The sequence below is a fragment of the Enterobacter sp. R4-368 genome, from assembly GCF_000410515.1.
Lineage (GTDB): Bacteria > Pseudomonadota > Gammaproteobacteria > Enterobacterales > Enterobacteriaceae > Kosakonia.
In genome coordinates this window covers 3,445,333-3,467,549 of the sequence record NC_021500.1, presented here as the reverse complement: position 1 = coordinate 3,467,549, position 22,217 = coordinate 3,445,333, and the positions used below count along the sequence as shown (strand labels likewise).

Here is a 22,217-nt window from a genome sequence, read left to right as displayed (position 1 = left end):
TTCAGCATATAATTTCAGTCATCCGGCCGATTAAGGGGATAATCGTCGGTCGAAAAAGACACATAACCACATTAATTTTGTGTGTTTGGTGTATTCATTCGTAGCTTGAAAAAGAAGGTTCACATGTTAAACAACATTCGTATCGAAGAAGACTTGTTAGGTACCAGGGAAGTGCCAGCGGATGCCTACTACGGCGTGCATACTCTGAGAGCGATTGAAAACTTTTATATCAGCAACAGCAAAATCAGCGACATTCCTGAGTTTGTCCGTGGCATGGTGATGGTGAAAAAGGCGGCAGCGCTGGCGAACAAAGAGCTGCAAACCATCCCGAAAAGTATCGCCAACGCTATCGTTGCCGCATGTGATGAGGTCCTCAACAATGGCAAATGCATGGACCAGTTCCCGGTAGACGTCTATCAGGGCGGTGCGGGCACCTCCGTGAACATGAACACCAACGAAGTGCTGGCGAACATCGGTCTTGAGCTGATGGGCCATCAGAAAGGTGAATACCAGTTCCTCAACCCGAACGATCATGTTAACAAATGCCAGTCCACCAACGACGCCTACCCGACCGGGTTCCGCATCGCGGTGTACGCCTCCATCGTCAAACTGGTTGATGCCATCAAACAGCTCGGCGAAGGCTTCGAAAACAAAGCCGTGGAGTTCAAGGATATCCTGAAAATGGGCCGCACCCAGTTGCAGGACGCGGTGCCGATGACCCTCGGTCAGGAGTTCCACGCTTTCAACGTGCTGCTGAATGAAGAAACCAAAAACCTGCTGCGTACCGCCGAACTGCTGCTGGAAGTGAACCTTGGTGCAACGGCAATCGGTACGCGCCTCAACACCCCGGACGGCTATCAACAACTGGCCGTGCAAAAACTGGCGGAAGTGAGCAATCTGCCGGTGGTTCCGGCGGAAGACCTGATTGAAGCGACCTCCGACTGCGGCGCCTACGTGATGGTGCACAGCTCGCTGAAACGCCTGGCGGTAAAACTCTCTAAAATCTGTAACGACTTGCGCCTGCTCTCCTCCGGGCCGCGCGCCGGGCTGAATGAGATCAACCTGCCGGAGTTGCAGGCGGGCTCATCCATCATGCCAGCAAAAGTGAACCCGGTTGTGCCGGAAGTGGTGAACCAGGTGTGCTTTAAAGTGATCGGCAACGACACCACCGTCACCATGGCTTCCGAAGCGGGCCAGTTGCAGTTGAACGTGATGGAACCGGTGATTGGCCAGGCCATGTTTGAGTCGGTGCATATTCTGACCAACGCCTGCTACAACCTGCTGGAAAAATGCATCAACGGCATTACCGCCAACAAAGCAGTGTGCGAAGGCTATGTCTATAACTCCATCGGCATCGTCACTTACCTCAACCCTTTCATTGGCCACCACAACGGCGACATCGTTGGCAAGATTTGCGCCGAAACCGGTAAGAGCGTGCGTGAAGTGGTGCTGGAGCGCGGCCTGCTGACGGAAGCGGAGCTGGACGACATCTTCTCGGCGCAAAACCTGATGCACCCGGCTTATAAAGCGAAGCGTTATACCGATGAAAGCGAACAGTAATTCCGACGGTTAGAAAGACAAAAGGCACGTCCTGAGCGACGTGCCTTTTTCTTTTGGATGGTTACTAAACTATAACAATTCGATATCACTTAGTTAAACAAGGAAGCCAACTATGTTTGCTGCAGAGCTTGTCCTCGTCCTGATTGCTATCTACCTTGGCGCCAGATTAGGCAGCATCGGCATTGGTTTTGCCGGTGGCCTTGGTGTACTGGTTCTCACCCTGTTCTTTCAAATCAAACCCGGGGCAATTCCCTTTGATGTCATAGAAATTATTATGGCGGTCATCGCCGCTATCGCCGCCATGCAGGTAGCGGGCGGGATGGATTATCTGGTGAGCCTGGCGGAAAAAATGCTGCGCCGCCATCCGAAGTACATCACCTTTCTCGCGCCGCTGGTCACCTGGTTTATGACCATTCTCGCCGGTACCGGGCACACCGCGTTTTCCACGCTGCCGGTAATTACCGAAGTGGCGAAAGAGCAAGGTATTCGCCCGTCGCGTCCGCTGTCGATTGCTGTCGTCGCCTCGCAAATTGCGATTACCGCGTCGCCCATCTCTGCGGCAGTAGTCTTTTTTGCTGGCATCCTTGAACCACTTGGCGTGAGCTATCTAACGCTGTTGGCAATTTGTATTCCGGTGACGCTGATTGCGGTCATGTTGACGGCGGTGGTCTGTAACTTCCTCGGTTGCGAGCTGAAAGATGATCCGGTCTATCAGGAACGTCTGGCGAAAGGCGAAGTGAAGCTGCGCGGCAGCCAGGTTTTTGCCATGAAGCCGCATGCCAAACGCTCGGTATTGCTGTTCCTGATTGGTATTGTCGCCGTGATGCTCTACGCCACCGCCATCAGCCCGACCGTTGGCTTAATCACCAACCCGGTGCTGCCGCGTAACGAAGCGATCGTGGTGTTTATGCTGACCATCGCCACGCTGATTTGCCTGACCTGCGAAATCGACACCGGCGAAATCCTGAATGCCAGCACTTTTAAATCTGGTATGAGCGCCTGTATTTGTGTGCTCGGCGTGGCGTGGCTCGGCGATACCTTCGTGAAACACCATATTGAAGATATCCAGACGGTGGCGGGCGATCTGCTGCACAGCTACCCGTGGCTGCTGGCGGTGGTACTGTTCTTCGCCGCAACGCTGCTCTATTCGCAAGCCGCGACCACCAAAGCGCTGATGCCTGCTGCGCTGCTGCTCGGTGTCACCCCGCTGACGGCAATTGCGTCGTTTGCCGCCGTTTCCGCGCTGTTTGTGCTGCCAACGTACCCAACTCTGCTGGCGGCGGTCGAAATGGATGACACCGGCTCAACGCGCATCGGCAAGTTTGTTTTTAACCACGCGTTCCTCGTTCCCGGCGTGATCGCCATTGCCCTGTGCGTCATGCTGGGCTTTATCTTCGGCGGTATCTTGTTGTAAAGGTCTTAAAATCGGGTCGCCCGGCGGCCCGATCCTCTCACTTCGCGTGGTATAGTCGTGGCTTTCGCGCTTACGAGGTTGACGATGAACACGCCTGACGCCGTTGTTGTACTCTGCACCGCCCCGGATGAAGCCACCGCCCAGGATCTGGCGGCCAAAGTGCTGGCAGATAAGCTCGCTGCCTGTGTCACCATTTTGCCGGGCGCGACCTCGCTCTATTACTGGGAAGGCAAACTCGAACAAGAGTATGAAGTGCAACTGCTGCTCAAAACCGATGTCGCACATCTGGAAGACCTCTTCGCCAGCATCAAAGCGCACCATCCATACCAAACCCCGGAATTACTGGCTTTACCCGTCACCCACGGAGATTACGATTACCTCTCATGGCTCAACGCATCTTTACGCTGATCCTGCTGCTGTGCAGCACAACCGCTTTTGCGGGCTTATTCGACGCGCCCGGTCGCTCCAGTTTTGTGCCCGCCGACCAGGCGTTTATCTTTGATTTTCAGCAGCATCAGCATGACTTAACGCTCAACTGGCAGGTTAAAGAGGGTTACTACCTTTATCGCCAGCAAATTCACGTCACCCCGGCGCAAGCAACTATTGGCAAATTAACGCTGCCAAAAGGGGAGATGCATGAAGATGAGTTCTACGGCAAAACGGAAATCTACCGCCAGCGCCTGAACCTGCCGCTCGATATCAACGCGGCGGCAAAAGGCGCAACGCTGACCGTCACTTACCAGGGCTGCGCCGATGCCGGCTTCTGTTACCCGCCGGAAACCAAAGTGGTGCCGTTGATGGAAGTCGCGGCGGCAACGACACCGGCACCGGCACCGGTAAATGCACCGCCAGCCGCAACGCAGGACACCACGGAAAATCAGCTTCCCTTCTCTGCACTGTGGGCGCTGTTGATCGGTATTGGTATCGCCTTTACGCCCTGTGTGCTGCCAATGTACCCGCTGATTTCCGGCATTGTACTTGGCGGGAGACAGCGCCTTGCCACGCCGCGCGCGCTGCTGCTGGCGTTTATCTACGTGCAAGGAATGGCGCTCACCTATACGGCGCTGGGGCTGGTAGTCGCAGCGGCAGGGTTATCATTCCAGGCGGCGCTGCAACACCCATATGTGCTGATTGGCTTGTCGGTGCTGTTCACGCTGCTGGCGCTGTCGATGTTCGGCCTGTTTACCTTACAGCTTCCTTCTGCACTGCAGACCCGCTTAACCCTGTGGAGCAACCGCCAGCAGGGCGGCTCCGTGGGCGGGGTGTTTGCCATGGGCGCGATAGCCGGGCTGATTTGTTCGCCCTGCACTACCGCGCCGTTAAGCGCCATCCTGCTCTATATTGCGCAAAGCGGTAACCTGTGGCTCGGCGGCGGTACGCTCTATCTTTACGCGCTGGGCATGGGCCTGCCGCTGATCCTCGTGACGGTGTTCGGTAACCGGCTGCTGCCCAAAAGCGGGCCGTGGATGGAGCAGGTCAAAACCGCTTTTGGCTTTGTGATCCTCGCCCTGCCGATCTTTCTGCTGGAGCGCGTGCTCGGTGAAACCTGGGGGCTGCGGCTGTGGTCGCTGCTCGGCGTGGCGTTTTTCGGCTGGGCATTTATCACCAGTCTGGGTGCGAAGCGTGCGTTTGTCCGCGTGCTGCAAATCGCCCTGCTCGGCGCGGCGCTGGTCTGTGCGCGTCCGTTACAGGATTGGGCGTTTGGCACCCCCGCCGCGCAGACACACTCGCCGCTGGCCTTCACGCCCATTTCCACCGTCGACGATCTGAACCAGGCGCTGGCGCAGGCCAACGGCCGCCCGGTGATGCTGGATCTCTATGCCGACTGGTGCGTGGCGTGCAAAGAGTTTGAGAAGTACACCTTTAGCGACGCCCGCGTACAGGCGGCGCTGAAGGATACCGTGTTATTGCAGGCCAACGTAACGGCCAACAACGCGCAGGACGCTGCGCTGCTGCGCCAGCTCAATGTGCTGGGTCTGCCGACGATCCTGTTTTTCGACGCGCAAGGCCGTGAGCAACCGGCAGCCCGGGTGACCGGGTTTATGGACGCCGCCGCGTTCGCCGCGCATTTGCGCAATCGCGCCCCGTAAACAACACTGTGTGGGGGAACTCGCTTCAGATAACGGAGGATATCACCGTGCAACGCGAAGACGTTTTGAGTCAAACTTTGCAATTACTTGAATTAAGAGGGATTGCGGACACCACTCTTGAAATGGTTGCCGAGCGCATCGACTATCCCATCGATGAGTTCCGCCGTTTCTGGCCCGACAAAGAGGCGCTGCTGTATGACGCACTGCGTTATCTCAGCCAGCAGGTAGATGTCTGGCGCAGGCAACTGCTGCTGGACGAAACGCTCAGCAATGAGCAAAAACTGCTGGCGCGCTACGGCGCGCTCACCGAATGTGTGAGCAATAACCGCTATCCGGGTTGCTTGTTTATTGCCGCCTGCACCTTCTTCCCTGATCCGGCGCACCCGATCCACCAGCTTGCGGACCAGCAAAAGCGCGACGCGCATGATTTCACCCATCAGCTGCTGACGCAGTTAGAAGTGGACGATCCGGCGATGGTGGCGAAGCAGATGGAGCTGGTGCTGGAGGGCTGTCTGAGCCGGATGCTGGTTAACCGCAGCCAGGCCGATGTCGATACGGCCCAGCGGCTGGCGGAAGATATTCTGCGTTTTGCCCGCTGCCGCCAGGGCGGCGCGCTGACCTAAGCGCCCAGAAATCCCGCCCAGGCGGAAAGCAACAGGCACAGTGCCATCACACGCTGAAACCAAAGTAGCGATGTGGTGGTGCGAAACAGCCGGTTGACCGCCTTGCCGAGCAGCGTCCACGCGCTCAGGCACAGCAGAGAGATCAACAAAAACCACAGTGACAGTAACGACACCTCGCGCAAAGGATGCGCGCCGTGCGGGGCAAACAGGCTTACCACCGCCAGCGCCATCATCCAGGTTTTCGGGTTAATCAGTTGCAGCATCGCCGCCGCACGGCCGCTAAACGGTCGCTGCGCTTCGCCCTGCAAATCGGTCGCGGGCGCGGTAAATAATTGCCAGCTCAGCCAGCTTAACCACAACGCCCCCGCCCAGCTCATCACCTCACGTACCAGCGGATAGCTGCGTAGCACTTCACCCGCGCCAGCGCCGGAGATAAAGACAATCAGGCTGGCCGCCACGCAGGCGCTCACCACCGCAGGCAACGTCGCTTTGATGCCAAAGCGCTGGCTGCTGGTCAGGATCAAAATGTTGGTTGGGCCAGGAGTAATCGATGCCACAAACGCGAAAAGTAAAAACGGCAGATAGCTATAAATCAGGTTCACAGGCAGGCTCCTTATTAATGAGCCTTAGACTGTCGCGTTATTTGCTGTCGTCGTCTGGAAGATTTGTGCACAGCCTGCGGTAGTGCGCGGGCGAGAGGCGATATGCGCGCTGAAACCAGCGCCCAAGATGGCTTTGATCGGCAAATCCCAGCGCGGCAGCAACGCTTGCTGGCGTCTCCCCTTTCGCCAGCTGCGAACGTGCGGTGGCGAGCCGCAGTTGGATCAGCCAGGCGTGCGGGCTTAAATGGAACTCGCGTTTAAAACAGCGCGTCAGTGTAAAGCGATCGGTTCCCGTTTCGCGCGCCAGATCCGAAAGGCCAACGTTATCGCCAATGTGCGCATGCAGATAATCACGCGCACGGTGGGCAATGGCTGTGCTTTGCAATTGCGACGGCAGCCGTTTGCGCCACTGGCAATGGTGCGTAAGCTGGCTGAGCAGCCCATCCATGGCGCTTTGCTGGATGATGCGCATCTCTTCGCTGTGCAGTGCGTAAAAGGTCCTGGCAATCGCGCGGATCAATTGCGGTTCCCTGGCAATAGTGTGGGAAAAATGCAGTGAATAGCTGGACGGCACCGATTCATACAGGCCGCGTAATGTGTCGCTGAGCCAGCGATCATCAAGGTAAAAGGTCAGATAGGTAAACCCGCCTTCTACCGGGGCATCCCCATCGTGGATCTCACCCGGCTCCAGTAGAAAGGCATCGCCCGGCGTGCTGCGGTGGCGCTCCCGCCGACAGTGAAACTGCTGCGTACCGGAAAGCGTAATGCCCACCAGGTAGCTATCGTGCCAGTGCGGATCGTAAGCGTGCCCTTCAAAATGCGCGCGGATGGTTTCAATTCCCGTGTCCGCATGTTGCCGCAGTTCCAGCCAGTCTTTCGCCATATCGCCTCCAACGTGCCACCGGAAGTTAGCATTCATATCTTTAAGGTAAAAGTCTGGAAGATTTGTGCAATGGTCGATTTGTGCCGCGCAATTGCTCAGATTGCCGCAAAGTTGAGCAACTGGATAGAATTGAAGGAAATAAAGTTGACGCCTTAAGACGATTAAGGTTTAATGCGCCCCGTTGCCCGGATAGCTCAGTCGGTAGAGCAGGGGATTGAAAATCCCCGTGTCCTTGGTTCGATTCCGAGTCCGGGCACCACTTATTCAGAGAACCCAGCCTATGGCTGGGTTTTTGCTTTTGGAGATACGGACTTATCATCGAACTGCGTTCGATTATTCGCCGCAAGCGGCTCCCCCCTTCGGGGCCAGCGCGACAAGCGCGCTGTTCAACGCCTGACGGCGTTAGTCCGGGTCCAGGCACCATTATTTTAAAGAACTCGCCCAAAAGGCGGGTTTTTGTTTCGGAAATGCAGACCCTTCATCAAACTGCGTTCGATTATTCGCCGTGCATGTTCGTTAACCGACCCTGCACCATGCGGCTCTTCGCCACGCTGGAATGATTTTCAGCGCACCCGATCTTCCATTGCTCTCTCCTTTCCCGCCACATTGTTCTACTGAAAATCGCAGCACCTTGTTTTTCCATGCGATCGCGTCAATAGTGTCGTTTTTCCTGAAACGGATATTCCTATGGTTAAGAGCGTGAATCGCGCCTCGCTGTCTGCGGCGGCGCTGGTGCTGTTAGTGATCCTTATCTATACCGGCTGGTTTGCCAAAGACCGTGTGACCTGGCTGATGGAAGTGGTTCCGGTAATGGTTGTCGTGCCATTGTTGCTCGTCACCTGGCGCCGTTATCCGCTGACATCGCTGCTGTATGTGCTGATCTTTTTCCACGCCATTATTCTGATGGTCGGCGGCATGTATACCTACGCGAAAGTCCCGGTTGGTTTTGATGTGCAACATCTTTTGGGGCTGAGCCGTAACCCGTATGATAAACTCGGCCACTTCTTTCAGGGGCTGGTGCCGGCGCTTGCTGCCAGAGAAATACTGCTTCGCGGGCAATATGTGCGGGGCGGGAAGATGCTCGACTTTATCGTTTGCTGCATTGCGCTGGCGATTAGCGCCACCTATGAATTAATTGAATGGTGGGCGGCGCTGGCTATGGGCCAGGGCGCGGATGAGTTTCTCGGCACCCAGGGCGATCCGTGGGATACCCAGTCGGATATGTTCTGCGCCCTGCTTGGCGCGCTGACTACGGTGCTGGTTCTGGGGCGCTGGCACAAACGCCAGCTCAACGTGTAAGACAAAGCGCGGCGAAGACTGGAGCCAATGGTATTCGCCGCCTATACTCCGGAGATTCCCCCCAACGCCCGCACACCTATGACCACGCAACTTCTCACCCGTGACTGGCGCTTACCCGCCGCTGTTGCCCTGCTGGCGGTGGTGCTGGCAGCGGCCTTCGTTTTACATGCACACTGGGCGGCCTTTTTGCAATGGTGTCTGGCAACGCAAATCACCCTGCACCGCTATCTGGTGATGTATTTACTGCAACTGAACAACCACCAGTACAGCGGCGGCTTATGGCTGCTGACCGGCGCGTTCTTTTATGGCGTGCTGCACGCGATTGGCCCAGGCCACGGCAAATTTATCGTTACCACCTGGCTTAGCACCAACAACGAAAGCCAGATTGCGGCGCGCGTCGTTCCCGTGCTGGGCAGCCTGATGCAAGGCGTCAGCGCCATTCTGTTCGTCTTTATTCTGGCGGTCGGTTTCAACCTTGCCGCAGGCGATCTCAGTGAAAGCCGCTGGTACGTTGAGAAAATAAGCGCGGTGATGGTTGGCGGTTTCGGTGCGTATGTCGTCTGGAATGCACTCAAAACCCTGCAGCCACGAAAACTGGTAATCCGCTCACTGGCTCCCGCACATCAGCACGACGATCATTGCGGCTGCGGTCATCACGGCGTTGGCATGAGCACGCAAGGCGACTGGAAAACGCGTCTTGGTGTGATCCTCGCTATTGGCGCACGCCCGTGCAGCGGTGCGATCATGATTTTGCTTTTCGCCAATGCGCTCGGCATCGTGAGTTGGGGCATTGCGGCGGTGATGACCATGGCGGTCGGCACGGCACTGTCGATCGCCGGATTGTCGCTGGCGGTGCGCTATGCGCGTAACAGCACGGCGGCGTTTTTTGGCGGTGAGGCAAGCACATTACACAAGTTCGTTCCGGTGCTGAAAATCGCCGGTGGCGTGGCGCTGATCCTGTTCGCGCTGGTGCTGTTTTTAACGGTTATTCCGGTGAGTGCAAACGGAGATTATATTGCGGCGGGATGCTAAAAATCCCGGATGACCGCGCCATCCGGGATTGGCATTACTCGTTGATTTTTGGATGTTGCTGCACCAGGCGCGCACGTTTTTCCTGCAACTGAGCGATCTCCTCATCGATATCTTCGATTTTCTGCTCAATATTATCGTGATGTTCCTGCAAGATTTCCCGCGCTTCCTGCAGATCCGACGCCGCCGGGGTCGCTCCTTTGAGCGGTAGATTCGCTGTCTCTTTCATCGTCAGGCCGGTAATCAGGCCAATCACCGCAACCACCATCAGGTAATAGGCAGGCATCAGCAGATTGGCTGAACTTTCCACCAGCCAGGCCGTCAGCGTCGGCGTCAGACCGGCAATCAGGATAGAGATGTTGAACGCGCTCGCCAGCGCGCTGTAGCGAATGTGCGTCGGGAACATCGCTGGCAACGTTGACGCCATCACGCCGGTAAAGCAGTTCAGCACCACCGCCAGCATCAGCAGACCCGCGAAGATCAGGCCAATAATGTTGCTGTTAATCATGATGAAGGCCGGGATCGCCAGCACAAACAGCGCAATGCTGCCCAGAATAACAAACGGACGGCGGCCAAAGCGGTCGCTCAACAGCCCCATTACCGGCTGCACAAACAGCATACCAATCATGATAGCAATGATGATCAGCACGCCGTGGTCTTCGGAATAGTGCAGGTTATGCGACAGGTAACTTGGCATATACGTCAGCAGCATGTAGTAGGTCACGTTGGTGGAAATCACCAGACCAATACAGGCCAGCAGGCTGCGCCAGTGTTTGGTCGCAATCTCTTTAAATGAGACTTTCGGCCCATCCTGCAACCCCTGGCGATCGCCCTGCTCCAGTTTGTCGACGTGCTGCTGGAAGGCAGGCGTCTCTTCCAGTGCGTGGCGCAGATAGAGACCGATTAACCCCAGCGGGAGCGCCAGGAAGAACGGGATACGCCAGCCCCAGTCGAGGAAGTTCTCCTCACCGACAATGGTAGAGAGCAGAACGACTACGCCCGCGCCGAGCACAAAACCGGCGATGGAACCAAAATCCAGCCAGCTGCCCATAAAGCCGCGTTTTCGGTCCGGCGAGTATTCGGCGACAAAGATGGATGCCCCGGTATATTCGCCGCCCACCGAAAAGCCCTGCGCCATCTTACACAGCAGCAGTAAAATCGGCGCCCAGATACCAATGGTGGCATACGACGGGATCAGACCAATACAGAAGGTACTGACGGACATGATCACTATCGTTATTGCGAGGATTTTTTGTCGACCATATTTATCGCCCAACATGCCGAAGAACAGGCCGCCTAACGGACGAATCAAAAACGGAACGGAGAAGGTCCCAAGCGCAGCAATCATCTGCACGCTGGGGTTTGCATCGGGGAAGAACACCTTACCAAGGGCGTAGGCGACAAAGCCGTAAACGCCGAAATCAAACCACTCCATGGCGTTACCCAACGATGCGGCGGTAATCGCTTTACGCAATTTGCCATCATCGATAATGGTTACATCACGCAAGGTGATGGGTTTAATTTTTTTCCTTTTTAGCATGCATCTATTCCTCTTTAGACTTTCGCCCTGAACCGCCCGGCGTACTCTCCCTGCCGGGCGTTTTAAATGGCTTTTCAGCCTTCCTGTTCAAGCGTAGCAGGTTTACTTACACGGACTGTTTAAAGCCTGTACAACCGAACCTGTTGACGCCTGCCGGGCAGTGAATGACCTTTTTACCCTAACAGGGTTTAAAAATGTGATCAAATTCACATAGTTTTACCACGCAATAATCCTCCTCACAGTTTTAACGCTTTTTCTTTCATCGGGAATAAGAAACATCTAATGCGCAGCAGGCTAAAAACATGCCGGTAATCACCTTCGTGATTATTATCTTCCTTGTCATCTCCCCCATATATTTCTTCACAACTCATTTACAGCAAAAATAAATAAACAAATATCAGATTATCTTTACGCAAAATATGTGATCGGCGTAACTAAAACATTGTTTCATTCTTATTGAATAGATATTCCATTGATCGGATGATAACGACATAACCCCGCAGAGTGGCGCAACACAGCGTTTTTAAATGCGGCGACCAGCGGCAATCGATAGCGAGTGCCCTGCCTGAGAAATTCTTTAATGAATTGAAAATATTCACTATTAACTTTTAGCTTTCCTCGTTCATGGCAATGACGAGCAGTGAGGATTTATTATGAAAATCAAGGCCACGATAGAACGCATTCCTGGTGGGATGATGCTGGTTCCGCTGCTGTTAGGCGCAATGTTGAATACGCTGGCACCGGATACCGGTGCTTATTTTGGCTCATTCACTAAAGGGATGATTACCGGCACAGTACCCATTCTTGCGGTGTGGTTTTTCTGTATTGGCGCATCCATTGATTTACGCGCTACCGGCACCGTTTTACGTAAATCCGGCACGCTGGTGCTGACAAAAATTGCCGTCGCCTGGGTAGTGGCGATGATCGCCGCATCGTTTATTCCGGACACCGGCATCCAGACCGGGTTCTTCGCCGGGCTTTCCGTGCTGGCACTGGTTTCAGCCATGGATATGACCAACGGCGGTCTGTACGCGAGCCTGATGAACCAGTACGGCAGCAAAGAGGAGTCTGGCGCGTTTGTGTTGATGTCGTTGGAATCCGGCCCGTTGATGACCATGGTGATCCTCGGCTCCGCCGGTCTGGCTTCGTTTGAACCGCACCATTTTGTCGGCGCCGTGCTGCCGTTCCTGATTGGTTTCGCGCTCGGTAACCTCGATCATGATTTGCGCGCTTTCTTCAGTAAAGCAACGCCGGTGCTGATCCCGTTCTTCGGCTTCGCGCTGGGTAACACCATCAACCTGAGCGTTATCATGCAAACCGGCCTGCTGGGCATCTTCCTCGGCGTTGCGGTGATTATCATCACCGGTATTCCGCTGATTATCGCCGACCGTGTAATCGGTGGCGGCAACGGAACGGCAGGTGTGGCAGCCTCTTCTGCGGCAGGCGCGGCGGTGGCGAACCCGGTGATTATCGCGCAGATTAACCCGGCATTTGAACCGGTTGCCGCATCCGCAACCGCGCTGGTCGCCGCAAGTGTGATAGTGACGGCCATTCTGGTGCCGATTATCACCGCGCTGTATGCGAAACGCTTCGGTCATGTGCCGCACGCGAAAGAGGAAGCAGAGAACCCGATCGAGTCGACAGGACACTAAAGATGCTCGATCAAAAAAGCCCCTGATGGGGCTTTTTTAATGCCAGTTGAAAAGCGCATCCGGCGGGCGTGGTCAGCAAGAGTTGGCTTTGCCATGCTCGCGCGCATGACCGGGAGAAAATGCCCGTTGCGGGTTTTGATTACCCCTCTCACCGTTACTCACCGCTGTCTTTATATGAGGGATGTTTACGGGTATGAAAGCGGGTTACTCACCAAACACTTCGTCGACCATCGCCGTCGCGATGCGTGTCGCGGAACAGAGCCGCGGCATGCCGAGCGCCACCGTTTGCCAACTCTGGGTGACAGACCAGCAGATCGGATGGCGTTCAGCATCACACCAGTCGCCAAGCCAGCCGAGTAAATCTTTATAGTCCATCAATCCTGGCGTCGAAGGTGTCGCCAGCCATTGGTGGTAGAAATGTCGGGTTGCCGGCGAAGCATTAATCCCCTGCGCCAGAAAATCGGCAGCCATCGCGCGCAGATTATCTTTCAGCATCGTCGCCACACCTTCATTCGCCAGGCGGCAGGCATCTCCAAACGCCCCCCAGCGCAACTCTTCCAGCGCGATGTAGCAGCGTCCGGCCATCGACCAGCCGTTGTAATTCCCGGCGCGCCAGTGGGCAAAAACTTGCTCGCTATGGTTGCCCGCCTGTACGGCCAGTCCGCGCTGGGTCAGCGCTTTCTCTTTCCACGCCGCACGTTGACTGAAATGCTCAACCAGCTCGTCATATTGCTGCTGCACGCCAGGCGTCGCGTTGGCAGGACGGCGCTCCGCTTGTTGCAATGCCGCCAGCCGCTCGGTAATGCGGGTTAATGCCAGATATCCCGGATCAAGCATGCTGGCCAGTTTTTCCGCCAGCCCCAGACGCAGCGCGTCGTTCTCATTTAATACGCCAGACATTGCCCACGGGCGCAGCTGCGTTTGCGCCATGATCTCCTGCGTCAGCCGCTCACGAAACAACTGCTGTTGAGGCACAATCGGCGTCTGGCGCGGCGCATCAACGCCCTGCACCAAATCCACGATAAATTTCGGGTGAATACACTCAAGTACGCGCCCCGGGCCGTCCAGTAGTCGATTTTTCATGGTAGATCTGCCGCGAAGAGGGTTTGTATATCATCGCGTAACAGGCGTGCGTCCTCATGGATCCAATTGGCCGTCCTGATGCTCTGCTGCAACTGCTGGCGCAACGCCAACACTGACGACTCGTTCTGCTGTCGTATCGCCAGGCTGTCACGCAAACTTTCCTGTAGTCCCGCGAGACTTAACGAGAACTCGGCAAAAAATGTCGCCATTCCCGCCGTAACAGAAACATCGACCTGCGCGCTTAAAGCTTTACGAATTTGTTCACAAAAATGAGCAACATGGTCGATGAGTTTCTTATTTAACGCCGTAAGGTCGATCACGTAGCGGGTACGCGTGGCGACATAATCGTCCCAGCCCCAGCTGGGGTTGTTGAGCCAGCGCGACACAGTTTCCCGCATGCTGCCAGCGCGCGGCGCCTGCCCGGCAGGCAAATCTTGCGGCGCGATCACATTGGTAAACAACGAACGGGCGTTAAAGTTGAGCGCGCTCGCCTGGAACGCCGGGAAACTGATACGTGCGCGAAAACCAGCGTGCGTGAGTTCCTCTTTAATACGGGTTTCGATGGGGCGCATCGCATCGTTCAACGAGCGCGCCAGCGTATTTTCCAGTTCGTCGAAACGCTGTGCCAGCTCACGGCTGATGCGCTCCTGCGCCGCGACTAAAATCGTCTCGCACACCGAGCGGATTTTACTGAGCGCGACCTGCGCCTGGCCTTCATTTTCCAGCACCAGTTGCCCCGGCGCGAAATGTTCATCGAAACGCAGGTCGGCATGGCTGTCTCTGACCATTGTCATTAACTGACCATCATGGAACCAGGCATCAATGGCTTCGACAATTTCAAATTGCTGGCCATGAATATAAATTTCGGCTGCGGCGAGCGCCTCTTCCACTTCATGTTCAATTTCATCGCTAACGCCTTCCTGGCAGCTACGCAGCAGCGCCATGTCCTCTTCCAGCCGGGAGATGTTTTGCTCCAGCTTTTCATAGGCCACGGTTAATCCCTGATAGCGAAAATCAAGGTACTCGCGGGCGCTTTGGGTGTAGTTCAGCAGCTTATGCGACGCCGAACGCAGCGCATAAAGCGAGGCGTTCGCGTGTGCGGCATGCAGCAGCGTGCGAATCGGTTTTTCAAACAGCGAATCTTCCCACAGCAGATCGGCGGCATGGCGGATATGCTCAATATCCTCTAAATCGGCGTTGCGCCAGCGGCGTCCGAGCGCGGCTTCGGCAAAGTCCTGCACCCAGCGCTGCTCTTGCGGATCCGGCAAACGCCCCTGGTGCTGCAACTCATGGCGGGCGCGGTTCGCCAGATAGCCCCACATTGAAGAGACCGGGAAAATCTGGGTCGGGTTAATGTTTCCTTTCATTAACGTACCGGAAATCAGCGCCTTCACCTGATCTTCATCGTCGCTGTTGCGATCTTTTTGATCGAATTTATTCACCAGTGCGTACAGCGGCACCGAGCGGCCGACCGAGGAGATCGCGCGGCGCACTTCCTCATCAGAGATGGATTTAAGCTGTGTGTAGTCCATCACCGCCAGCACCGCCGAAGCGCGCGCCAGTTGCTCGCTGAGCATTTTTTGCAGATGTGGCTGCCCGGCTTCATTCGGCCCGGGGGTATCCAGCAGTGTCAGTTGGCCCAGTTGATTATCGAGCCCGGCCAGATGCACAAACTCCACCTCAATCACCGGAATGTGTTCAATCGCCGCATACGCGGAAAAGGGGAAGTCCACATCCAGCGCTTTGGAGAGCCGCACCAGATCATTGAGGCTTTTCAGGCAGTGGAAGATCGGCTGTGCGCCCAGATAGTGCTTATCAAAAGCATCGCCTTGCGCAATACGATCCAGCAGCGCGGCCATGTCTTTATCGATTTCAATTTTTTGCGCCAGCTTTTCACGGTTGTAATTAAAAAGCCGCGTCTGAAGCTGTTGTGCAAGCGCGTCGATAGGCCCGACGTGAGAAAAATGCAGCACCGGCTCTTTTTGACCAGGCGTGTGGCGAATAAGGGTGGGCAGCGCGGTCATCGGCCGGTTGCGGTTGGGCAGCACTTCCGTGCCGACAATCGCGTTGATGGTGGTCGACTTTCCTGCCTTCATGGTACCGACAATCGCCAGCACCATTTCCAGCCGGGTAATTTTCCGTAATTCGTTATGCAGCGTCGCCTGCTGCGCTTCAACGCCGCGCGCGCTGAAATGCAACGGCAAAACATTGGCGTTTTCCGCCTTACCGGTGGCGTTCGTCTCATCAAACGTCGCCGTCGGTATTTTTTTTAAAGCCTGGAGATTGTGCAAGGAAAGTTGCAACAATCTTTCTGCTTCCTGGCTTAATTCAAAAATTGTTTGTGTGTGCATGTCAAAAGTCTTTCCTTAACGCAAATTTTCTTACTTTTATTTAGCCGGAATGTTTTATTAGTGAAGTTTCGGCTTTTATAATTACGTGTGGAAAATATCTTCGAAAAGATAAACGCCTGATGATACTCAGGAAAATATATATTTTTTTTCTCAAAAAATGACAGCGGCGCAACTCCGGTGATAAAAACCAGAGAGTTTGAGCTTAGCTCATTTTCAGGAACAACCAGGATATATCATCATTTATTTACCCACCCAATTTGAGAGGTAATAACCACCATTGCTGGCAGCGTAGCAGGCATGACAGTTCGGGTTCGAATTACACCAGATACTACACGCCACCTTATATGAATTAGTAAATGCTGGCAATTTCCACCAGAAAATAATCTAAATAACTGGTGTAAGAATTTACTCATCATGTTTCTGGGATAAGCATCGCTTAACCGAATGACAGGTTGTGTCACTACTTTCATCTTTTTATGTTTTTTCTGAAAAAAATAATAACAACGGCAACTGTACGGTTTTGCTGTATAATCGCAGCCTTTCTGGCGCTGAGCCTTTGTGCGGTTTACCCCGCTCTGTATGTACTTTTGAGGAACTCCCTATGCAACTCCCCCACTGCCCAAAATGTAATTCCGAATACACCTATGAAGATAATGGCATGTTCATTTGCCCGGAATGCGCCCACGAGTGGAACGATGCGGAACCTGCTCACGATGCAGATGAATTAATCGTCAAAGATGCTAACGGCAATCTTTTAGCCGATGGTGATACCGTCACCATAATTAAAGACTTGAAAGTAAAAGGCAGTTCTTCAATGCTGAAGATTGGCACCAGGGTAAAAAATATTCGTCTGGTGGAAGGCGATCATAATATCGATTGTAAAATCGACGGTTTTGGTCCAATGAAACTCAAATCTGAATTTGTTAAAAAGAATTGATGTTTTGACGGGAAGCATTCGCTTCCCGTCTGGTTTACTTTTTCCCGCAGCGACTACACTTTATGGCAGATTTCGTTACCCGAGGTAATGATTATGCCGCTCAGTCCCTACATCTCTTTTTCTGGCCAGTGCCAGCAGGCCATCGAGTTTTACCAACAGGCACTCCATGCCGAATTAACCTACAAGATAACATTTGGTGAAATGCCTAAATCTCCGCAAGAGAGCAATAGCGATGAAAGCTGCGCTGCGGGTCAGGCTTTTGCCGATAACGATATTGCCCATGCGAATTTACGCATTGCCGGTAGCGAAATCATGATGAGCGACGGCAGGCAAAACAGCGGGGATTACAGCGGTTTTACCTTAAGTCTCGCCACACAGGATGTCGATCAAGGCAAAGCCTGGTTCGACGCGCTTGCCGCCGACGGGCGCGTCACCATGCCGTGGCAGGAGACATTCTGGGCGCACGGTTTTGGCATGGTGACTGATAAATTCGGCATTCCCTGGATGGTGAATGTCGCCAAAGCACCGCCCGCCGCTTAATCTCTTCATGTAACTTGATATCTTTATTGAAAAAGGAGCCAGCGGCTCCTTTTTCATTTTCATACCGCCATACGGCTTCTCCCCGTTTGCCAAGATTCATCCCCGCGCAATCACCGCATAACCAAAATGCAACATTTGCACTTCACGATAAGACCACTTTTTACCTGGCCCGCGGAGCTACTATGAGCATGCACTTGTCCAGACATCCGACCAGCTACCCCACGCGCTATCAGGAAATCGCCGCAAGGTTAGAGCAGGAACTGCGCAGCAACTATCGCTGCGGTGACTGGCTGCCTGCAGAACAACAACTGGCCACGCGCTTTGAGGTTAACCGCCACACACTGCGCCGCGCGATCGATCAACTGGTGGAAAAAGGCTGGGTACAGCGCCGCCAGGGCGTTGGCGTGATGGTGCTAATGCGCCCGTTCGACTACCCCCTCAATGCACAGGCGCGCTTTAGCCAAAACCTGCTCGATCAAGGCAGCCATCCCACCAGCGAACGCCTGCTGGCGGTGCTGCGTCCGGCGTCGCAACACGTCGCCGATGCATTAGGCATCCAGGAGGGCGACAACGTGATTCACCTGCGCACTCGCCGTCGGGTGAATGGCGTGGCGCTGTGCCTTATCGATCACTATTTCTCCGATCTGCAGTTATGGCCGCTGCTGCAACAGTTTGACAGCGGTTCGCTGCATGACTTTTTACGTGAACAGGCCGGGGTCAGCCTGAAACGCACCCAGACGCGCATCAGCGCCCGTCGCGCACAAGTTAAAGAGAGCCGCTGGCTGGAGATCCCCAATATGGCGCCGCTGCTCTGCGTGCGCACCCTCAACCATCGTGAAGGCGAGGTCAACGCCACGGAATACTCCGTCAGCCTGACGCGCGCCGACATGATCGAATTCACCATGGAGCACTGAATGCATTTTGATACGCCAACCCGACAGCGCTGGATGGCCGCACTCGCGCACGCCACGCCGGAGATGCTGCGCGGCCGAATGCGCACGCTCGGACTCACCCCGGAATATGAACAGGTGCGCGCCCCGCAGACAGGCCTGGTGCAGATCCAGGCACGCATGGGCGCGACCGGCGATCGTTTCTTTCCCGGCGATGCAACATTAACGCGCGCGGTTATTCGCCTGGAATGCGGCACGCTCGGTTTCAGCTGGGTGCTCGGGCGCGATAAAGGCCACGCCGAACGTTGCGCCGTGTGTGATGCGCTGTTGCAGGACCCTTCCTATTTCCAGACGTTGATGGAAACCCTTATTACCCCGCTGGAAACGGACCGCGCCGCGCGACTTACTGCGCGTCAGGCCGAAATCAACGCCAGCCGGGTCGACTTCTTTACGCTGGTTCGCGGAGATAACGCATGACCTTACAACCCGCTTTCGCGTCGGCGGTTCACGATGCCCAACACTGTTTTCGCCGTCTGTTAAAAGCCATGAGCGAGCCGGGTGTGATTGTCTCGCTGCCGCAGTTAAAACATGGCTGGCCGCCGCTCAACCCGGCCACCACCAGCGTATTGCTGACGCTTGCCGATAACGACACACCGATTTGGCTTTCCGCCGCCGTGGATAACGACCTCGTGCGTCAGAACCTGCGCTTTCACACCAACGCGCCGCTGGTCGATCAACCGCAACACTCGCTGTTCGCCATTGCCGATCACACCCTCAGCGCCGAGCAACTGAGCGCCCTGCCAGGCGGCACGTATATCAGCCCGGAAAGCAGCGCGACCCTGATTTTACAGCTCCCGGCACTGAGCGGCGGGCGCATGCTGCGCCTGACCGGGCCTGGCATTCTGGAAGAACGCATGGTTGCCCCGCAGTTGCCGGAGTGCATTACCGATGAGTTTACCGACCGCCCGCACTCGTTTCCGACAGGCATCGACGTGATCCTGACCTGCGGCGAACGCGCGCTGGCGATACCGAGAACCACGCTGGTGGAGGTGTACTGATGTACGTTGCTGTCAAGGGGGGCGAAAAGGCCATCGCCGCAGCCCACGCACTGCAGGAGCATAAACGCCGTGGCGACGCGGAGCTTTCGGAGCTGAGCGTTGCACAAATCGCCGACCAGTTGCACCTCGCGGTCGACCGCGTGATGACCGAAGGCGGCATTGCCGATCGGGAACTGGCGGCGCTGGCGTTAAAACAGGCGAGCGGCGATAACGTCGAAGCCATTTTTCTGCTGCGCGCTTACCGCACCACGCTGCCGCGCCTGGCGGTGAGCGAACCCATCGACAGCGCGAAAATGCGTTTAGAACGCCGTATCTCGGCGGTTTACAAAGATATTCCCGGCGGCCAGTTGCTTGGCCCCACGCACGATTACACCCACCGCCTGCTCGATTTCACCCTGCTCGCCGAAGGCGAAACGCCGACGCTCACCACGCGCGAAGCGCAGCAGGACGCCGCACCGCACGTTTTCAGTTTGCTGGTCAACGAAGGGCTGGCAAAAGCCGAAGAAGATAGCGGCGCAACCCCGGACGACATTACCCGCAATCCCCCGGTTTACCCCTGTTCGCGCGCTTCACGTTTGCAGCAACTGGCGCGCGGCGATGAGGGTTACTTGCTGGCGCTCGCCTATTCCACTCAGCGCGGTTACGGGCGCAATCACCCGTTCGCCGGTGAGATCCGCAGCGGGTATATCGATGTGGAAATTGTGCCGGAAGAGCTGGGTTTTGCGGTCAACATCGGCGAACTGCTGATAACCGAATGCGAAATAGTCAATGGCTTTGTCGCACCGCATGATGAGCCGCCACACTTTACCCGCGGCTACGGGCTGGTGTTCGGCATGAGCGAACGCAAAGCGATGGCGATGGCGCTGGTCGACCGCGCCCTGCAAGCCGCCGACTACGGCGAGCCGATTAAAAGCCCGGCGCAGGACGAAGAGTTTGTGCTGGCGCACGCGGATAACGTCGAAGCCGCAGGTTTTGTCTCGCATCTGAAACTCCCCCACTACGTTGATTTCCAGGCCGAACTGGATTTGCTCAGACAGCTGCAAAAGGAGAAACATCGTGGCTAACGCGCTAACCGGTTACAACTTTGCTTTCCTTGATGAGCAAACCAAACGCATGATCCGCCGCGCGCTGCTGAAAGCAGTGGCGATCCCCGGTTATCAGGTGCCGTTTGGCGGGCGCGAAATGCCGATGCCCTATGGCTGGGGCACCGGCGGCATCCAGATCACCGCCAGCGTGATCGGCGAAGATGACGTGCTGAAAGTGATCGACCAGGGCGCGGACGATACCACCAACGCCGTCTCCATCCGCCAGTTCTTTACCCGCGTTACCGGCGTGGAAACCACCGAACGCACCGCCGACGCCACGCTGATTCAGACGCGTCATCGCATTCCCGAAACGCCGCTCAAAGAAGATCAAATTCTGATTTACCAGGTGCCGATCCCGGAACCGCTGCGCTTTATCGAGCCACGCGAGACGGAAACCCGCACCATGCACGCACTGGAAGAGTACGGCGTGATGCAGGTGAAGTTGTACGAAGATATTGCCCGTTTTGGCAACTTCACTACCCGCTACGCATGGCCGGTAAAAGTGAACGCCCGCTACGTGATGGACCCGTCGCCAATCCCGGCGTTCGATAACCCGAAAATGCACATGATGCCCGCCCTGCAACTGTTTGGCGCCGGGCGTGAAAAACGCATCTACGCCGTGCCGCCCTATACGCAGGTGGTGAGCCTCGATTTTGAGGATTACCCCTTCGCGCCGCAAAAGTGGGATCAGCCGTGTGCCATTTGTGGTTCCACCCATAGTTACCTGGATGAAGTGGTGCTGGATGATACCGGCACGCGCATGTTCGTTTGCTCCGACACCGATTTCTGCCGCCAACAGAGCGAGGCTTTACGCAAATGACCCAACCGCTGCTTTCGGTGACTCACCTTTCCCATCTTTATGCGCCAGGCAAGGGCTTTCAGGACGTCTCTTTCGATTTGTGGCCGGGCGAAGTGCTGGGCATTGTCGGTGAATCTGGCTCTGGCAAAACCACGCTGCTGAATGCCATTTCGGCGCGCCTGGTGCCTCAGCACGGCACCATTACGTACCAGGCGCGCGACCTCTACGCAATGAGCGAAGCCGAACGCCGTCGCCTGCTGCGCACCGAGTGGGGCGTGGTCCATCAGCATCCGCTCGATGGCCTGCGCCGCCAGGTTTCCGCTGGCGGCAATATCGGCGAACGTCTGATGGCAACCGGGGCGCGGCATTACGGCGATATCCGTGCCCGCGCTGAGCAGTGGCTCAGCGATGTCGAGATCCCGCCGTCACGCATCGACGATTTGCCTACCACTTTTTCCGGCGGCATGCAGCAGCGGCTGCAAATTGCCCGTAACCTAGTCACCCGCCCGAAACTGGTGTTTATGGATGAGCCTACCGGCGGGCTGGATGTTTCCGTACAGGCGCGTTTGCTCGACCTGCTGCGCGGCCTGGTGGTGGAGATGAACCTTGCCGTGGTGATGGTGACCCATGATTTGGGCGTTGCGCGGCTGCTGGCGAACCGCTTGCTGGTGATGAAACAAGGTCAGGTGGTGGAAAGTGGGTTAACCGATCGGGTGCTCGACGATCCGCACCACCCTTACACCCAATTGCTGGTCTCCTCGGTATTGCAAAATTAAGGAGTG

General features: G+C 55.8%; 21 protein-coding genes and 1 tRNA gene. 17 read left to right on the top strand and 5 right to left on the bottom strand.

Features of this window, described 5'->3' with window-relative positions; all coding sequences use genetic code 11:
• The first annotated feature begins 123 nt into the window (after positions 1-123).
• The 5 genes from aspA to H650_RS16220 all read left to right on the top strand — a co-directional run bounded on the left by aspA (position 124) and on the right by H650_RS16220 (position 5,687).
• Positions 124-1,560, top strand: coding sequence for an aspartate ammonia-lyase (aspA, locus tag H650_RS16240; protein WP_020456206.1), 1,437 nt, complete (start codon positions 124-126; stop codon positions 1,558-1,560).
• A gap of 112 nt (positions 1,561-1,672) precedes the next feature.
• Positions 1,673-2,974: an anaerobic C4-dicarboxylate transporter gene (locus H650_RS16235; protein ID WP_020456205.1), complete on the top strand. Its 1,302-nt coding sequence runs from the start codon at positions 1,673-1,675 to the stop codon at positions 2,972-2,974.
• Positions 2,975-3,058: 84 nt separating this feature from the next.
• On the top strand, positions 3,059-3,382 hold the full coding sequence (gene cutA / locus H650_RS16230; RefSeq protein ID WP_017459202.1) for a divalent cation tolerance protein CutA: 324 nt from the start codon (positions 3,059-3,061) through the stop codon (positions 3,380-3,382).
• The gene (locus H650_RS16225) at positions 3,358-5,064 is read left to right on the top strand and encodes a protein-disulfide reductase DsbD (protein ID WP_020456204.1); all 1,707 of its coding nucleotides are present in this window, start codon (positions 3,358-3,360) and stop codon (positions 5,062-5,064) included. The genes cutA and H650_RS16225 overlap by 25 nt, the downstream gene beginning before the upstream one ends.
• A gap of 47 nt (positions 5,065-5,111) precedes the next feature.
• A complete protein-coding gene (locus H650_RS16220) occupies positions 5,112-5,687 on the top strand; it encodes a transcriptional regulator (RefSeq protein WP_017459204.1) in 576 nt (191 codons plus the stop codon).
• On the opposite strand, the gene H650_RS16215 is transcribed toward H650_RS16220, so the two are convergent.
• Positions 5,684-6,289: a LysE family translocator gene (locus tag H650_RS16215; RefSeq protein WP_020456202.1), complete on the bottom strand. Its 606-nt coding sequence runs from the start codon at positions 6,287-6,289 to the stop codon at positions 5,684-5,686. The genes H650_RS16220 and H650_RS16215 overlap by 4 nt on opposite strands.
• 37 nt (positions 6,290-6,326) lie before the next feature.
• Positions 6,327-7,172 carry an AraC family transcriptional regulator gene (locus H650_RS16210; protein WP_020456201.1) on the bottom strand — a complete coding sequence of 282 codons (846 nt, stop codon included), beginning with the start codon at positions 7,170-7,172 and terminating at the stop codon, positions 6,327-6,329.
• A 183-nt stretch (positions 7,173-7,355) separates the two neighbouring features.
• Here H650_RS16210 and H650_RS16205 point away from each other — a divergent pair.
• From H650_RS16205 to H650_RS16195, 3 genes are all read left to right on the top strand, one after another.
• Positions 7,356-7,431, top strand: a tRNA-Phe gene (locus H650_RS16205).
• Positions 7,432-7,859: 428 nt separating this feature from the next.
• Positions 7,860-8,471, top strand: coding sequence for a DUF2238 domain-containing protein (locus H650_RS16200; RefSeq protein WP_020456199.1), 612 nt, complete (start codon positions 7,860-7,862; stop codon positions 8,469-8,471).
• A gap of 78 nt (positions 8,472-8,549) precedes the next feature.
• Positions 8,550-9,503: a nickel/cobalt transporter gene (locus tag H650_RS16195; RefSeq protein WP_020456198.1), complete on the top strand. Its 954-nt coding sequence runs from the start codon at positions 8,550-8,552 to the stop codon at positions 9,501-9,503.
• Between the two features lie 34 nt (positions 9,504-9,537).
• Here H650_RS16195 and proP read toward each other — a convergent pair whose 3' ends face one another.
• The gene (proP, locus tag H650_RS16190; RefSeq protein WP_020456197.1) at positions 9,538-11,040 is read right to left on the bottom strand and encodes a glycine betaine/L-proline transporter ProP; all 1,503 of its coding nucleotides are present in this window, start codon (positions 11,038-11,040) and stop codon (positions 9,538-9,540) included.
• Between the two features lie 653 nt (positions 11,041-11,693).
• On the opposite strand from proP, the gene kdgT reads away from it, so the two are divergent.
• Positions 11,694-12,692, top strand: coding sequence for a 2-keto-3-deoxygluconate transporter (kdgT, locus tag H650_RS16185; RefSeq protein WP_020456196.1), 999 nt, complete (start codon positions 11,694-11,696; stop codon positions 12,690-12,692).
• A gap of 204 nt (positions 12,693-12,896) precedes the next feature.
• On the opposite strand, the gene H650_RS16180 is transcribed toward kdgT, so the two are convergent.
• A complete protein-coding gene (locus H650_RS16180) occupies positions 12,897-13,775 on the bottom strand; it encodes a diguanylate cyclase regulator RdcB family protein (RefSeq protein ID WP_020456195.1) in 879 nt (292 codons plus the stop codon).
• Positions 13,772-16,126 carry a clamp-binding protein CrfC gene (crfC, locus tag H650_RS16175; protein ID WP_020456194.1) on the bottom strand — a complete coding sequence of 785 codons (2,355 nt, stop codon included), beginning with the start codon at positions 16,124-16,126 and terminating at the stop codon, positions 13,772-13,774. Before crfC ends, H650_RS16180 begins: the two co-directional genes overlap by 4 nt.
• A gap of 601 nt (positions 16,127-16,727) precedes the next feature.
• Here crfC and H650_RS16170 point away from each other — a divergent pair.
• From H650_RS16170 to phnK, 8 genes are all read left to right on the top strand, one after another.
• Positions 16,728-17,063, top strand: coding sequence for a zinc ribbon domain-containing protein YjdM (locus H650_RS16170; RefSeq protein ID WP_020456193.1), 336 nt, complete (start codon positions 16,728-16,730; stop codon positions 17,061-17,063).
• A gap of 93 nt (positions 17,064-17,156) precedes the next feature.
• On the top strand, positions 17,157-17,603 hold the full coding sequence (gene yjdN / locus H650_RS16165; protein ID WP_020456192.1) for a VOC family metalloprotein YjdN: 447 nt from the start codon (positions 17,157-17,159) through the stop codon (positions 17,601-17,603).
• A 188-nt stretch (positions 17,604-17,791) separates the two neighbouring features.
• Positions 17,792-18,517 (top strand): phosphonate metabolism transcriptional regulator PhnF, encoded by a 726-nt coding sequence (phnF, locus tag H650_RS16160; protein ID WP_044489777.1) that lies wholly within the window; start codon positions 17,792-17,794, stop codon positions 18,515-18,517.
• The gene (gene phnG / locus H650_RS16155; RefSeq protein ID WP_020456190.1) at positions 18,518-18,970 is read left to right on the top strand and encodes a phosphonate C-P lyase system protein PhnG; all 453 of its coding nucleotides are present in this window, start codon (positions 18,518-18,520) and stop codon (positions 18,968-18,970) included.
• Positions 18,967-19,551, top strand: coding sequence for a phosphonate C-P lyase system protein PhnH (gene phnH / locus H650_RS16150; RefSeq protein WP_020456189.1), 585 nt, complete (start codon positions 18,967-18,969; stop codon positions 19,549-19,551). Before phnG ends, phnH begins: the two co-directional genes overlap by 4 nt.
• Entirely contained in the window at positions 19,551-20,615 is a 1,065-nt protein-coding gene (locus H650_RS16145) for a carbon-phosphorus lyase complex subunit (RefSeq protein ID WP_020456188.1), read from the top strand. The genes phnH and H650_RS16145 overlap by 1 nt, the downstream gene beginning before the upstream one ends.
• Positions 20,608-21,456, top strand: coding sequence for an alpha-D-ribose 1-methylphosphonate 5-phosphate C-P-lyase PhnJ (locus tag H650_RS16140; RefSeq protein ID WP_020456187.1), 849 nt, complete (start codon positions 20,608-20,610; stop codon positions 21,454-21,456). The genes H650_RS16145 and H650_RS16140 overlap by 8 nt, the downstream gene beginning before the upstream one ends.
• On the top strand, positions 21,453-22,211 hold the full coding sequence (gene phnK, locus H650_RS16135) for a phosphonate C-P lyase system protein PhnK (RefSeq protein ID WP_020456186.1): 759 nt from the start codon (positions 21,453-21,455) through the stop codon (positions 22,209-22,211). Before H650_RS16140 ends, phnK begins: the two co-directional genes overlap by 4 nt.
• The last annotated feature ends 6 nt before the right edge of the window (positions 22,212-22,217 follow it).

What these genes read in the sequence shown, in the direction of transcription:
- phnH (WP_020456189.1), top strand. Translation starts at nt 18,967, where the DNA reads ATGACCTTACAACCCGCTTTCGCGTCGGCGGTTCACGATGCCCAACAC.
- H650_RS16200 (WP_020456199.1), top strand. Translation starts at nt 7,860, where the DNA reads ATGGTTAAGAGCGTGAATCGCGCCTCGCTGTCTGCGGCGGCGCTGGTG.
- phnG (WP_020456190.1), top strand. Translation starts at nt 18,518, where the DNA reads ATGCATTTTGATACGCCAACCCGACAGCGCTGGATGGCCGCACTCGCG.
- H650_RS16180 (WP_020456195.1), bottom strand. Translation starts at nt 13,775, where the DNA reads ATGAAAAATCGACTACTGGACGGCCCGGGGCGCGTACTTGAGTGTATT.
- yjdN (WP_020456192.1), top strand. Translation starts at nt 17,157, where the DNA reads ATGCCGCTCAGTCCCTACATCTCTTTTTCTGGCCAGTGCCAGCAGGCC.
- H650_RS16195 (WP_020456198.1), top strand. Translation starts at nt 8,550, where the DNA reads ATGACCACGCAACTTCTCACCCGTGACTGGCGCTTACCCGCCGCTGTT.
- H650_RS16170 (WP_020456193.1), top strand. Translation starts at nt 16,728, where the DNA reads ATGCAACTCCCCCACTGCCCAAAATGTAATTCCGAATACACCTATGAA.
- crfC (WP_020456194.1), bottom strand. Translation starts at nt 16,126, where the DNA reads ATGCACACACAAACAATTTTTGAATTAAGCCAGGAAGCAGAAAGATTG.
- H650_RS16145 (WP_020456188.1), top strand. Translation starts at nt 19,551, where the DNA reads ATGTACGTTGCTGTCAAGGGGGGCGAAAAGGCCATCGCCGCAGCCCAC.
- phnF (WP_044489777.1), top strand. Translation starts at nt 17,792, where the DNA reads ATGCACTTGTCCAGACATCCGACCAGCTACCCCACGCGCTATCAGGAA.
- kdgT (WP_020456196.1), top strand. Translation starts at nt 11,694, where the DNA reads ATGAAAATCAAGGCCACGATAGAACGCATTCCTGGTGGGATGATGCTG.
- H650_RS16235 (WP_020456205.1), top strand. Translation starts at nt 1,673, where the DNA reads ATGTTTGCTGCAGAGCTTGTCCTCGTCCTGATTGCTATCTACCTTGGC.
- phnK (WP_020456186.1), top strand. Translation starts at nt 21,453, where the DNA reads ATGACCCAACCGCTGCTTTCGGTGACTCACCTTTCCCATCTTTATGCG.
- proP (WP_020456197.1), bottom strand. Translation starts at nt 11,040, where the DNA reads ATGCTAAAAAGGAAAAAAATTAAACCCATCACCTTGCGTGATGTAACC.
- H650_RS16225 (WP_020456204.1), top strand. Translation starts at nt 3,358, where the DNA reads ATGGCTCAACGCATCTTTACGCTGATCCTGCTGCTGTGCAGCACAACC.
- aspA (WP_020456206.1), top strand. Translation starts at nt 124, where the DNA reads ATGTTAAACAACATTCGTATCGAAGAAGACTTGTTAGGTACCAGGGAA.
- H650_RS16210 (WP_020456201.1), bottom strand. Translation starts at nt 7,172, where the DNA reads ATGGCGAAAGACTGGCTGGAACTGCGGCAACATGCGGACACGGGAATT.
- cutA (WP_017459202.1), top strand. Translation starts at nt 3,059, where the DNA reads ATGAACACGCCTGACGCCGTTGTTGTACTCTGCACCGCCCCGGATGAA.